The 13,354-nt window shown below is 59.1% G+C and carries 12 protein-coding genes; 3 read left to right on the top strand and 9 right to left on the bottom strand.

The window, feature by feature from the left end; translation table 11 throughout:
• Window positions 1-8 precede the first annotated feature (8 nt).
• Entirely contained in the window at window positions 9-869 is an 861-nt protein-coding gene (gene asd / locus INT39_RS05275; protein ID WP_193072456.1) for an archaetidylserine decarboxylase, read from the top strand.
• A gap of 48 nt (window positions 870-917) precedes the next feature.
• Here the strand turns inward: asd and INT39_RS05270 are convergent, their stop codons facing one another.
• The 9 genes from INT39_RS05270 to efp form a co-directional block, all read right to left on the bottom strand.
• Window positions 918-2,390: a DUF3360 family protein gene (locus INT39_RS05270; RefSeq protein WP_193072453.1), complete on the bottom strand. Its 1,473-nt coding sequence runs from the start codon at window positions 2,388-2,390 to the stop codon at window positions 918-920.
• 111 nt (window positions 2,391-2,501) lie between these two features.
• A complete protein-coding gene (epmA, locus tag INT39_RS05265; protein ID WP_193072448.1) occupies window positions 2,502-3,461 on the bottom strand; it encodes an elongation factor P--(R)-beta-lysine ligase in 960 nt (319 codons plus the stop codon).
• Window positions 3,462-3,606: 145 nt separating this feature from the next.
• The gene (gene mnhG, locus INT39_RS05260) at window positions 3,607-3,954 is read right to left on the bottom strand and encodes a monovalent cation/H(+) antiporter subunit G (RefSeq protein WP_193072437.1); all 348 of its coding nucleotides are present in this window, start codon (window positions 3,952-3,954) and stop codon (window positions 3,607-3,609) included.
• Window positions 3,951-4,283, bottom strand: coding sequence for a monovalent cation/H+ antiporter complex subunit F (locus INT39_RS05255; protein WP_193072427.1), 333 nt, complete (start codon window positions 4,281-4,283; stop codon window positions 3,951-3,953). The genes mnhG and INT39_RS05255 overlap by 4 nt, the downstream gene beginning before the upstream one ends.
• Entirely contained in the window at window positions 4,280-4,768 is a 489-nt protein-coding gene (locus tag INT39_RS05250) for a Na+/H+ antiporter subunit E (RefSeq protein ID WP_193072423.1), read from the bottom strand. The genes INT39_RS05255 and INT39_RS05250 overlap by 4 nt, the downstream gene beginning before the upstream one ends.
• Window positions 4,765-6,255, bottom strand: coding sequence for a proton-conducting transporter membrane subunit (locus tag INT39_RS05245; RefSeq protein WP_193072420.1), 1,491 nt, complete (start codon window positions 6,253-6,255; stop codon window positions 4,765-4,767). The genes INT39_RS05250 and INT39_RS05245 overlap by 4 nt, the downstream gene beginning before the upstream one ends.
• A complete protein-coding gene (locus INT39_RS05240; protein ID WP_193072418.1) occupies window positions 6,252-6,653 on the bottom strand; it encodes a sodium:proton antiporter in 402 nt (133 codons plus the stop codon). The genes INT39_RS05245 and INT39_RS05240 overlap by 4 nt, the downstream gene beginning before the upstream one ends.
• Window positions 6,653-9,376: a hydrogen gas-evolving membrane-bound hydrogenase subunit E gene (gene mbhE / locus INT39_RS05235; protein ID WP_193072417.1), complete on the bottom strand. Its 2,724-nt coding sequence runs from the start codon at window positions 9,374-9,376 to the stop codon at window positions 6,653-6,655. The genes INT39_RS05240 and mbhE overlap by 1 nt, the downstream gene beginning before the upstream one ends.
• Window positions 9,377-9,695: 319 nt before the next feature.
• The gene (gene efp, locus INT39_RS05230; RefSeq protein ID WP_193072406.1) at window positions 9,696-10,262 is read right to left on the bottom strand and encodes an elongation factor P; all 567 of its coding nucleotides are present in this window, start codon (window positions 10,260-10,262) and stop codon (window positions 9,696-9,698) included.
• Between the two features lie 118 nt (window positions 10,263-10,380).
• On the opposite strand from efp, the gene epmB reads away from it, so the two are divergent.
• Both epmB and INT39_RS05220 read left to right on the top strand, forming a co-directional pair.
• The gene (epmB, locus tag INT39_RS05225; protein WP_193072404.1) at window positions 10,381-11,406 is read left to right on the top strand and encodes an EF-P beta-lysylation protein EpmB; all 1,026 of its coding nucleotides are present in this window, start codon (window positions 10,381-10,383) and stop codon (window positions 11,404-11,406) included.
• A 140-nt stretch (window positions 11,407-11,546) separates the two neighbouring features.
• Window positions 11,547-13,328: a molecular chaperone gene (locus INT39_RS05220; RefSeq protein WP_193072398.1), complete on the top strand. Its 1,782-nt coding sequence runs from the start codon at window positions 11,547-11,549 to the stop codon at window positions 13,326-13,328.
• The last annotated feature ends 26 nt before the right edge of the window (window positions 13,329-13,354 follow it).

The raw sequence follows: 13,354 nt of genomic DNA, 5'->3' as shown, positions 1-13,354 counted from the left end.
GTTACCGCATGCGCAATCGTTTGTTCATCACTTCGCAGTATCTGCTGCCGCAACACCTGTTATCGCGCCTTGCCGGCGGGCTGGCCAACTGTACCTGGAGCTGGGTCAAAAACCCCTTTATCAACTGGTTCGTCAGACGCTACCAGGTCGACATGAGCCAGGCCGTCGAGCCGAATCCGACCGCCTATCGCTGCTTCAATGACTTCTTCACCCGCGCCCTGTTGCCCGACGCCCGTCCGCTGGATGAGGGTGCGAACAGCATCCTGTGCCCCGCTGATGGCGCCATCAGCCAGCTTGGTCGTATCGAGCATGGCCGTATCTTTCAGGCCAAGGGACAGAGTTTCAGTGTGCTGGAGCTGCTTGGCGGTAACCCGCTACATGCCGAGCAGTTTCAAGGTGGCGAGTTTGCGACCGTCTATCTGTCGCCCAGCGACTACCACCGCGTACATATGCCATTGGGTGGCACATTGCGGGAAATGGTTTATGTTCCGGGAAAACTGTTTTCAGTGAACCAGACCACCGCAGAGAACGTGCCGGAACTGTTCGCACGCAACGAACGCGTCGTCTGCCTGTTCGATACCGATGCTGGCCCCATGGCCGTGGTATTGGTGGGTGCAATGATTGTAGCCTCGGTGGAAACCGTATGGGCTGGGCTGGTCGCTCCGCCACAACGTCAACTGCGCAGCGAGGCCTATGGTAACAGTGCGCCAGAGCTGGAACGCGGTGCGGAGATGGGCCGTTTCAAACTCGGCTCCACGGCCATCGTGCTGTTCGCTCCCGGGCATGCTCGATGGGATGAAAGTCTTACCGCCGGAAGTCTGGTACGCATGGGCCAGAAAATGGGTGAGCGGCTCGAGCCATCCACCTGAAGCAACCCACCAATGGCCCCGCTCCTTGCAAGCGGGGCCATTAGAAGATCAATCCAGTACGCGGAACGATTCGAGCATGGCCGGTATACCAGGAAGCATGCCGATAGCCAGCATCACTGCGCATAGCCCGGCGAACATCATCGAGGGAATCACCCAGCGGTCCAGTCGGCAAAGACCCTGGCCACGCTCGCGATCGCCAATGAAGCCCATATTGTCGAGCAGCATGGTCAGCGACCAGCCGAATACCGGATTCACCAGCGCGGACGAAAACACCACGATAGCGGCTGACTGCGAGGTCTTGCCCTCACGGGTCATCTGCATGCCGGCTTCCAGCAACGGCAGAAAAACCCCCACCAGCAACGCCACGCTCAACACTGGCGGCCAGACCGCCAGATCCATCGGATAACCCCAGACAGCTGCCACTATGCAGAGCACGCCGGTGAGCACCGCACCCGCAGGAATCGGGCGCTTGGCAATGGCTGCCGGCACCATGAAGGTACCCCAGGAAGAGGCCAGGTTGCCGCCGCCCAGTGTGGTACCCACCACTTGGCGGATCGACGCCACACGCATGGTGTCGTCAATATTCATCAGGGCTTTCTGTGCCTTGGGCGGATAATTGAGCTGCTGGAAGATTCGATGGCCGAGAAAGTCCGGCGACCACATGGCCACGGCCAGTACGGCAAAAGGCGCCACCGCAATGAAATGATGCAGTTCCGGCAGCCCGACCTGCCAACCGGTCTCCTCACCCCACCAGTAGGCCGGATTCATGTTCGGAATTCCCGGCTCGGTCGTGAATTCGAATGGCGCACCCAATGCCAGAGCGATACAAGCGGCCATGATGCAGCCCAGCGGAATGGCCAGCCAACGCAGCCGCCAATGCTCCAGCAGGGCGTACATGATGATGGTGGAAAATACCACGACAAAGGCGATATGCCCCATACCGAAGCCTTCCGCCCAACTGAACAAGACCTTGATCTGCGCGATGACTCCGATAAAGCCTAGATACAACAGCAAGCCGCCACAGACACCGTCACTGGTCAGCCGCGCCAACAGACTGCCGCCGCGCAGCAATGCCAGCGCCAGCCCGAATACGCCGACCAGAATCCCCAGTGCCATGGGGTGTCCACCGGAGGCCACAATCAGCGGAATCATGGGAATCAACGGCCCATGAGTGCCCGCGAGGTTGGCGGTCGGTATCAGGAAGCCGGAAAACAGAATAACGAAAAGCACTGCTGCGATGATCATCTCGTAACGGGCGTTTTCGATGACGAACTCACTGGACAACCCCAGCGGCCCGGCGAAGGCGCCAACGATAGCAGCAACCATGACAATCTTGCCGATGGTCGCCGCCATGGCGGGAACCCAGTCCTCAAACTCGAAACGATAATCGCGAAACGGCAGGTTGGCACGCCAGCGGCGCGGCGCGAGAATTTCCAGCTCATGGTCAAGATACTGCGCGCGGGTCGCAAACTCCCGGCTGGGCCGGTGCTGCTCCTGATAACTCGGTTCATTGTTATTCATATTGCCGACATCCAGAAAATGTCGGCCAAAGATACAGACAGAACCACTATCCGGCTTCCAGACCTTCAAACTATTGAAGAGCATCGAACCCTGTGCTAGACGCCCCTGCCTTCAGGCACGAGGCAAGGGAAAGGCGATGACCTCATCAATACGCTCTGCACCCAGCGCCAGCATCACCAACCTGTCCACACCCAACGCGACCCCGGCGCAGGCCGGCAAACCTTGCTGCATGGCTTGAATCAGGCGCTCATCCACCGGCAGAACAGGCCGCTCCAGGCTTTGCCGCTGCTCCTGATCAGCGGCAAAGCGGCGTTGCTGCTCAGCCCAGTCGGTCAATTCGAAGTACCCGTTCGCCAGCTCCATACCCTCAATGAACAATTCAAAGCGGGCCGCTGCGGGTATCCGATCATCACCTTCCACGACTTGGGCCAGCGCCGCCTGGGACGCGGGGAAAGCGTAGACCATGGTCGGCTCCCGCAGTTGTGGCTCAATACAGTGGGAGAACAGCAGATTGAGCCAGCCATCACGATCCAGCTCGCCACGAAAGTCGCACAGCCTGACGCCCAGCTCCGCCAATACCGTCTCATCGCACGCATGGATATCCACATCCAGATGTTCAGTAAACAACGCAGCGTAGGTCACTCGCCGGGAACGTCCACACCCCAGCACAGCGTCAACCAGATCATCAATCTCATCCATCAGCTGATGATGATCAAAGCCTACGCGATACCATTCCAGCATGCTGAATTCAGGATTATGGCGACGACCGACCTCCCCGTTGCGATAGACACGGCACAGCTGCCAGATGCAACCACTGCCGGCAGCCAACAGACGCTTCATCGGATATTCCGGTGAGGTATGCAGATACAGTGTCTGCGCCCGCCCCCCACCTTCGGGAACATAGTCGGTGGCAAAGGGAAACAGGTGCGGGTCACTCACCGCCGCTGCGGATAAGCTGGGGGTTTCCACCTCCAGCACGCCACGCTCGGCAAAAAAGCGCCGAATGCCATTGATGATCTCGGCACGGCGGCGCAGATTGTTCAAGGGTGCTGTCGGGTGCCAGTCGTTCATGCGAGGCCCCGCAAACGACAATCCGTTGCGCGTCGCGCACGGCGCCTGTCTGATATTTCTCTGATGTACATGTCGATTATCTGCTTGCGCAGCCTGTGATCTGAAGTGGGCGTCAATGGACGAATCTGGGGCTGCATTATGCCACTCACTGATCGATGTTGCGGTCCCTGTCACGCTGCAGGGCATCACCGAGCGGGCCGACTTTTGGCCGTACGCCCGCCAGATGGCCGGCACGCGAGATGGCATGAGCTGCCATCGGCGCGGTGAGCAGCAACACCACAATCGCCACCAGAATGAACAACCAGGCATGGCCTGCCGTAGCAAACAGCGTCCCCAGCAAGATCAGAATTGCCCCCAGGGCGCCCGCCTTGCTTGCTGAATGCATCCGACTGTAGGCATCAGGCAGTAGCCATACGCCGAGCGCTCCCAGCAGACTGAACAACGCTCCAAGCAGCACCAGGACCGAGCCGGCAAAGGCGATAAGGTCATTCATTCGCTGTCCTTCTGATTCCGCTGTTCCAGCCGAGCCTGTGAGTCATCACTGTGGTGAGAGCCCAGGAACAGTAACGCAAAGGCGACACTGCCCAGGAAACTGACAATCGCCAGTATGATGGCCACATCCAACAGCACTTGCTGCTCCCTCATCAGCGCCAGAACAGCCCCCCCTGCCACGCCTATCATGGTTAACGCATCGATGGCGACAGCCCGATCCGGCCTGCTCGGCCCCACCAGCAGGCGCCACATTATCAACAATGTGCTGAGAATCAGCATGCCGCCAGCCAGCGGCAGCACCCAGGCCTGACCCGCCAGGACCACATTCACCGGCCACCTCCCAGGGGTCGCACCCAGCGCATGAGACGCCGCTCTATCTCGGCGATGGCTCCGCTGATGGACTCTATCGAGCGAGTATCCAGAACATGCACGAACATCTCTCCTGTGCGCGGCTGGTAGTCCAGCGCCAGTGTGCCCGGGGTCAAAGAAAGCAAGCAGCCAATCAGCGTGATCAACCGCTTGTCCTGCGTCTGAACAGGCACGCGAACCACAGCAGATTCAATCTGCCGACACGGATTCAATACGATCTTCGCCACGTCCAGCGACGCATGAAATACCTGATAGGTAAACCAGGGTACGAATATCGCGCCGGCTTCGATGCGCATCGCATACAAGCGACTGGGCCCATGTGCCAGTCCACACAGCCGAAATAACGGGTACAAAGCCGCAAACGCCAGTATCCAGTAGAGCGGGCTCGCCTGAGCCATTAGCATGGCCAGCACCGTCGCGAGCAGCAGATGCAGATACAACATCATTCGCCCTCTCTGTTCAACAGCTGTAGATAGGCTGGCGCCTCTATCAACTGGGCCGACGCGGCGATGGCGTAGTTCATCACCGGGCCGGCGCCCAGACCGATCATCACCGTGATCAGCGCCAACGCAGCGATCGTAAACCAGGCGGCACGCGGCCCATTGCCCGCCATACCCATTTTCTGCGGATCAGGATGTGCCTTGAGAAAGGTTTCATTCCAGATCTTGCTCATCGATAACAAGGTGAAAATACCGGTAAACAAGGCGAAGAATGCTGCCATCCAGATTCCAGCGTCCAGGCTGGCCTTGACCAGTACGAACTTGGCCCAGAATCCCGACAATGGTGGTATGCCTGCCAAGGACAGTGCGGGTATGGCAAAGAGAATAGCCAACAGGGGCGCCCGAGCATATAACCCACCCATCGCCGCCAGACGCTCGGAGCCGGTCAGCCGTGCAGCGATACCGCCGACGAAGAACAGATTGGCCTTCACCACGATGTGGTGAATCAGATAGAAGACCGCCCCTGCCAATGCCAGCGGCGTAGCCAGCGCCAGTCCGAGCACCATGTATCCCACCTGGCTGACGATATGAAATGACAATATGCGTCGTACTTCGGTCTGCGCAGCAGCACCCAGCACACCGATGATCATGGTCGCACAGGCTACCCACAGCAACACCGAATGGACCACACCGGACTCCGGCCAGAGCAAGGTCACCAGGCGAATCAGAGCGTATACACCGACCTTGGTCAGTAGCCCGGCGAACAAGGCGGAGACTGGCGTCCAGGCCACGTGATAGCTGGCCGGAAGCCAACCGAAGAGGGGGAAAAGCGCAGCCTTTATCGAGAACGAAACCAACATCAGCACAACGCCCAGCCAGGCTCCCGAGCTGGCCTGATCGGCGCGAAAGAGTAGCGCCAGCTCGCCCATGTTCAACGTTCCGGTCGCCCCATATACCAGCCCGGCAGCGAGCAGAAACAGCAGTGTCGCCAGCATGTTCAGCAGCAGATAGGTCATGGCACCCGACAAGCGCCGCTCACCGCCGCCCAAGGCAATCAGAGCGAACGACCCGATCAGCAGGACCTCGAACCAGACGTACAGATTGAATACGTCAGCGGTGATGAACGCCCCACAGATGCCGACCAGCAGCCCTTGGGTGAATAGATGGGTATCGCGCAGAAAATCGGCTGGCATCGGCTGGCGGAAGCAATAGACCAGCGTAGCCAACCCGATCACCCCGGTAATCGCGACCATCACCGCAGACAGCCGGTCTATCACCAGACTGATCCCGTACGGCGCGGCCCACCCGCCCATCTGGGCACTGAGCACCCTGCCCTCGGCAGCGAGGGCCACCAGATAAAGACCGACGAGCAGTAACAGGGCGGCGCCCGTCATGCTGATGGCGGTGACCCAGGCATGACGGCGCCTGACCAGCAACGCGAGCAGCAGGGTCGACAGCGGAATGAGAATGGGCAGTACAATCAGTACATTCATGGCTTGCCCTCCCCAACTGGAGGACAGGCTTGCTCTTCGTCTTCGTCCGGGGCAGGCTGCTCTGTCACCTGGCTGACACGATCGGTGTTCTTGTCGCCATGCAATTCATGGGTACGCTTGAGTACCGAGAGCGCAAACACGAAGAGCGCAAAACCGATCACGATGGCAGTGAGCACCAGTGCCTGGGGCAACGGGTTGGCCGAGTCCAGCACATCCTGACCAGAGAAGGTGAAAGCTGCCTCGCTGCCGGCAAAGCGGCCTGCCGTCAACACCCCCACGTTGATGGCATTGCCCAGCACGGCGATCCCCAGCACCACGCGCATCAGATGCCGATTCAGCATCATCCACACACCCAAAGCGGCCATGATGCCGGCAGTGACAGCACCGATCCACTCCATCAGGCAGTCCTCCCGAGCAGATTGCGCAGCATGTGCATGACTGAACCGAAGACCGTCAGAAACACCCCGACATCGAATAGCAACGGTGTTCCCAGCTTCACGCCGAGAAGCTCAATCCACAGCCCGGTCATGAAAGACAGTTCGGCCACCAGACCGAATAGCCCAGCACTCACCGCACAGGCCAGCCCGATCCCGATAATGGTAGGCGGCGCAATCCGCGCCAGCCCGCGCTGCATGCCGCGTCCGAATGTCACTATCAACAAGGTGAACCCGGTCGCTGCGACCAGCCCGCCGATGAAACCGCCACCCGGCAGGTTATGCCCCCGCCAGAGAATCGCCAGCGACACCACCAGCAGGACCGTCGCCAATGGGCGCATGCTCTGACGCAACATCAACGAGCCGAATTCCGGCAGGCCCCGAGGCTTGAGGTCGGGCAATTGCCCTGCGCCCAGCAGCGTCGACGCGGCCAGCGCGGCAATAGCCACAACCAGAATCTCGCCCAGCGTATCGACAGCCCGAAAATCGACCAGAATGACGTTCACCACATTGCTGCCGTATCCGTTCGGCAGACTATTGGTCAGAAACCAGTCGGCCAGATCACCCGGCAACGGTTGACTGACCGCGGTCATGATCAGCAGGGTCACTGCCAGTCCGAAAAGCACTGCCACGACGGCATGCCAGATATTCGCACCCGCCCCACTTCCGCCGCTGGCCGGCACCGCCGGCATCCGCCGCAACACCATCGCCAGAAAGACCACGGTCAGGGTCTCGACCATCAACTGGGTCAACGCCACATCCGGCGCATTGATCGATACGAAGAACAGCGCCAGACCCAGACCACTGGCACCGAGAGACGCAACCAGCGCAAGACGACCAGCCATGAACGCAGCGCCCACGGCGCCGCCCAATGCCAGCAGGCAGCCGAGCACTCCCGGCACGGTCACCTCTGACAATGCCTGATGCTCAAAGGCTGTGGTGTCCATCATCAGCACACCGCTCAGCACACAGAGGCTGACCACCAGCGTCATCAGCGCCATATGCAAACGCAGGGAACCATGCTGGAACAACCCGGCCACTGCGCCAGCAAACTGGAACAGGCGTTTGAGCAGCTTGTCCCAGAGCAGATCTCCGCTGAATTTCCACAGGCTCCCCAATTGGTTTGCCAGGGCACGAATGGCGTTGGCATTGAAATAGAATATCGTGCCAAGCCCCAGCGTCAGAGCGCTGGCAATCAACGCCGGGGTAATTCCGCCCCACAGGTAGAGTCTCACGTCCACTGCCTCGCTGGCGACGGCCTGCACGGCGGTGTTGATCAGCCAGACTTCCGGCCACTGATTCCAGGCGCCCAGGCCCAAGCCGCCCACGGCCAGCAGCAGCGGACCGACCCACATCAACGGGCTGACCTCATGGGGATTGCGGTTCAGTTTGCCGGGCGTGCCCAGAAATGTCTTGAAGAAGATCAGGCCGGCGGCAGCGACCAAAAGCGCATTGGTCAGGATCATCACCACAGTGACCGTCCAGCCAATCGAGCCCATTTCGATAAGCCCGGCGTACTTGAACTCCTTGGCAATGAAGCCGAAGAATGGTGGCAGGCCGGCATTGGAAAAGGCTGCCAGCCCGACGGCGACGCCGGTAAGTGGCATCAGCGTGAACAAGCCGCTAAGACGCCGGATATCCCGCGTACCGGTGGCGTGATCGATAGCCCCTACAGCCATGAACAAGGCGCCTTTGTAAAAGGAATGCGCCACTAGATAGAGCACAAACGCCTGCAGACCATAGCTGGTGTTGGTACCGATAAGCATGGTCAATTGGCCGAGTACCGTGACGGTGGTATAGGCCAGCATGCGCTTGAGATCATATTGGCGGATCGCCAGAACGGCGCCCAGTAGTGCCGTCAGCGCTCCAAGAGTGATCAGCACCGTGCTCCAACCCATACCGCCACCCAGCGTGGGATTGAGACGGGCAAGCAGATAGATACCGGCCTTGACCATGGTGGCGGAATGCAGATACGCGGAGACCGGCGTGGGCGCGTTCATTGCATTGGGCAACCAGAGATGGAAGGGAAACTGCGCCGACTTGGTAAAACAGCCAATCAATACCAGCACCATGATCGCCGGAAACAGCGCATGGGCCTGCACCACATCAGCCTGCAGCTGGGACAGTTGCCAGCTGTCCGCAGCGATGCCCAGCAGCACCAGCCCCGCCAGCAATGCCAGACCGCCACCGGCAGTAATGAGCAGCGCCTGCAGAGCGGCGCGGCGCGATTCGGCCTTCTCATGATTGAAACTGATCAGCAGGTAGCTCGCGATACTGGTCAGCTCCCAGAATACGAACAAGGCAATCAGGTCATCAGCCAGCACCAGCCCGAGCATGGCCATCATGAATACCAGCAGGTAGATATAAAAACGACCCAGCTGCGGATGGCCGCGCAGATAAGCCCCGGAATACATCACGATCAGCGCGCCAATCCCGGTAATCAGCAACGCGAACAACAGAGCCAGCCCATCCAGTCGCAAGCCCAGCGCCACATCCAGCGAGGGAACCCAGGCCAGACTTTCGAACAACACCCCGCCCCCCGCCACCTCGGATATCTGCAAGGAAAACCAGACGAAGCTGGCAGCCGGAACCAGCGCGAGAAGCAGACCGGCGTGACGCTGGGCAACACGCCAAACAAAGGGCGCGCAGAGTCCATTGATAAGAATGGCTAACAGGCTGACCAGCATGGTCAGTTCGATCTCGCTGGAAAAAGGACGGGCATCGGTTGGCTGCGCTCCGTTAAATCATGAGCTCACAATTTACACATTTCAGCCATACAGGGAAATCTGAAAACCCCGGGAATGCCAGCACTTCCCGGCCAGTGCGAAAGTCAGATAAATAAGAAGAGCAAGGACGCGTCCTGTAGCAATTTGAATCAAATTGCCATGGGAAACTGAAGATATCGCGCCCGCCTCAGCTGGCAGTCTCTGAAGCGGGGCGCTAAACACAGCGGAAGTGAATTGCTATCGGCCACAGAAATGGCCGCAGCATAGCAGCCTGATACTATCAGGCGCGCCCAACGTAATCGGCAGTGCGGGTATCAACCTTGAGCACGTCGCCCACGTTGATGAACAGCGGCACCTTGACCACGGCACCGGTGACCAGCTTGGCCGGTTTGTTACCGCCACCGGAGGTATCACCACGCATCCCCGGGTCAGTCTCGGCTACTTCCAGTTCGACGAAGTTCGGCGGGGTAACTGCAATCGGCGCACCGTTGTACAGGGTGATGGTGTAGATGACCTGTTCTTTCAACCAGTTGGACGAGTCGCCCACGGCTTTCTCGTCTGCGGCAAATTGCTCGAAAGAGCCATCCGTTGCCATGAAGTGCCAGAACTCACCATCGGCATACAAGTACTCCATCTCCCGATCCATCACATCGGCGCCTTCCAGCGTCTCGCCTGATTTGAAGGTACGCTCGTTGACCCGACCGGTCTTCAGGTTACGGACCTTGACCCGGTTGAAGGCCTGCCCTTTGCCCGGCTTGACGAACTCGTTCTCGAGAATCGCACAAGGATCGCCGTCGAGCATCACTTTGAGACCCGACTTGAATTCGTTGGTAGAATAGTTGGCCATACATTTCCCACTTACAGTTTGAACGGATACATCCGAAATCGCGCCGACCGATGGTCACTGCCTGACGTAGCATGCAACGTCTGACGGATGCCCTGCCACCCATGCGCGGAAAAACGCAATGATACATGGAACTTCAGCCGCTGTTGAGTCTGTCAGCTGGCAAAACCTGCTGTCTCAGAGTATTACCGACCCCAGAATACTATTAAGCCGCCTTGATCTGGATCCGGCACTGCTCGGCCCAGCTCACGCTGCCAGCGCCGACTTTCCGCTGAGAGTCCCCGAACCCTACCTGAGCCGCATGCAGCGTGGCAATCCCCAGGACCCCTTGTTGCGCCAGGTTCTGCCGGTGGGCGAGGAGCTGCTGGAACACCCGGATTTCGTGCTTGACCCCCTTGGCGAGCAGCATACCAATGCCCGTCCGGGCATCATTCATAAATATCAGGGGCGCTTGCTGCTGATCGTGAGTGCCGGCTGTGCGGTTAATTGCCGCTATTGCTTCCGCCGACATTTCCCCTACGGCGACAACGCACTGAGCACCGACGAATGGCAGCAGGCCCTGGATTACATCCGCCAGGATGAGAGCATCCGCGAGGTTATCTACAGCGGCGGCGACCCTCTGGCCGCCAACGACAAACGCTTGTCGTGGCTGACTCGCGAGATTGCCGATATCCCCCATGTAAAGCGGCTGCGAGTACATACCCGGCTGCCCGTGGTCATCCCCCAGCGGGTCACCGACAGCCTGATAGAAGCTTTGTGTGGTACCCGCCTGCCGGTGACCATGGTGCTGCACTGCAACCATGCCAACGAGCTGGATGATCAGCTGGGCAGTGCTATCCAGACCCTGCGACGTGCTGGCGTGATGCTGTTGAACCAGGCGGTCTTGCTCAAAGGCGTCAATGATCGAATCGAGGACCAGCTCGCGCTCAGCGAAGCGCTAGGCGATCATGGCATTATGCCCTATTATCTTCACGTACTGGATCACGTGAAGGGAGCGCAGCATTTTCATGTGGACGATGAGGCCGCCAGGCGACTGGCCGGGGAGATGCTGGCACAGTTGCCGGGTTTCCTGGTGCCACGCCTGGTCCGGGAGATCGCAGGGGCAGCCAGTAAAACACCACTGCCGCCCGAATTGATCAGTCAGTGATGGGCCCGCCCTTCGCGTGGGTGTGAGCCAGCTGCTACATTTTGATCATAAAGACTCATCTTGGTATGACGCATGTATGGAACTCCAGATTGATTCGTTCTCGATTTAGCCTGAAAAGGCTGCAGCGGAAGAAAAATGTTATGGATAACACAGCGCATACACTCAACTTGCGGGTGCCTCAGCAAACACTGACGTCCCTCAGCTTTGCCGACAGTAGTGAAAAAGGCATCACTGACTGGATTGCCAATCTACCCAAGGCGAATATCGGCGAAACCGCTCGGCAGCTCTATCAGGGGGTGATCGAACTCAATCAGTTGCAGGTGTCGCCGGAAAAGCGTCTGGCCATGCTGGAACAGATTCGCCCGCAAGTTCATTACGTCTGCTCGTCCCTGGCACGCTATTATCTGGGCCAGTCCATTGTTCTGGAAGACCGACCGCGCAAGGTCGCCAACCTCTCGCAATCCCTACAGAACCATCTGGCCAACGGCTACAAGATAGTGGTTGCGCATGAGCATGAGATGAAAAGCCGTGGGCGCACGGAGCTCGTCATGCAGGCCATCCAGCGCGCCATCCGTGCCCTGTGCGGCCCGCTGTTGCGCGCCTATCAATTGTATTGTCCGGTCGCTGACGGCATCTGGCTGGAAATTCACCAACTTTATCTTCTGGCGCGCAAGCGCAACCAGCACCAGATACCGGTAAAAGATCCGGAAAGCCTCAGCGGCAAAACACTCAGTATCGAGCAGGCCTACCTGGCCGTGCTGCTGATGGGCGCCGCACGCCCCAATCAGATCCGCCAGACCACCATGGCCAAGCTGTTCGCCCGACTCGAAGACTGGAGCAACCTGGTTGTTCTGGTGGAGCCCGAGTCCGTCGATGCGCTGTTCATCATCAACCTGGACATGGATTGCTCGCCCCGCTACCGATCGCAGGTACTTGATGAAGACCTGACTGGCAGCCTCGGTCTGGACACCCGCCAGCTGGTCGACACCATCAAACAGTACCTACTGGACAGCGAGCCGGCCCGCAATCGGCTACAGGTACCCGAAGGTCTGGGCGTGGAGTTGCTGCAGCATATCAGCCAATCCTGGGGAGACCTCGCGGAACGCACGTTCAATCGCATGCCGGGTCGAGGGGAACTGAATGTCACCATCGGCATGAGCGCCACGCACTTTCAGGTCGCCGGCAAGAGCTTCTCGCGTTTCCTCAATACCGACGACAACAATCCCTTTTCCGAGGCGAACCGGCGTGCTGCCCAGGAAGGCTGGAGCAATGCATTCGACGGCGACCATAGCATCGACTGGGCTCCCAGGGATGTGGAAAAAATAGACTACAACAGCCCGACCGAACCCAGCGATGAGGAAAATGCCGAGAGCTACCCGGTGCATAGTTTACGCATCATCAACCACAGCCCCGGTGGCTTCTGTCTGACCTGGCCCCGCGAAGTCCCCAAACAACTCCAGGCTGGCGAGTTACTCGGTGTGCAGGAAGACGTCGATCAGGGTTGGAGCCTGGCGGTGGTACGGTGGATTCGCCAGGTACGCGGCGGTGGCACCCAGATGGGCATTGAGCTGATCGCGCCGCACTGCACACCCTCTGCCATCAAGCTACTGCGCAAGACCGAGCAGCCGAGCCGCTATCTTCGCGCATTGATGGTGCCGGAAGTCACCTCGATCGATCGTCCTCCGACATTGCTTACCCCTCGCCTGCCCTTCCAGCTGAACAACAAGGTAATGCTGTATCTCGACGGTCAGGAGCTTCGCGCCCAGTTGGTGGATCGCATCACCGCCACCGGCAGCTTCAGCCAATTCGAGCATCATGTATTGGATCAGATGAAAAAAACCGGCAACCAAACCGAGACCGACAGCACAAGTTTCACCATCAGTACCGAGGATGACTTTGACTCGCTGTGGAAGTCTCTGTAAATTCAGTCACTTGGCCCCTCAGGGAC

The organism is Pseudomonas sp. FME51 (assembly GCF_014897305.1).
The sequence above is the reverse complement of the archived record's forward strand: the minus strand, read 5'-3'. Positions and strand labels throughout refer to the sequence as shown.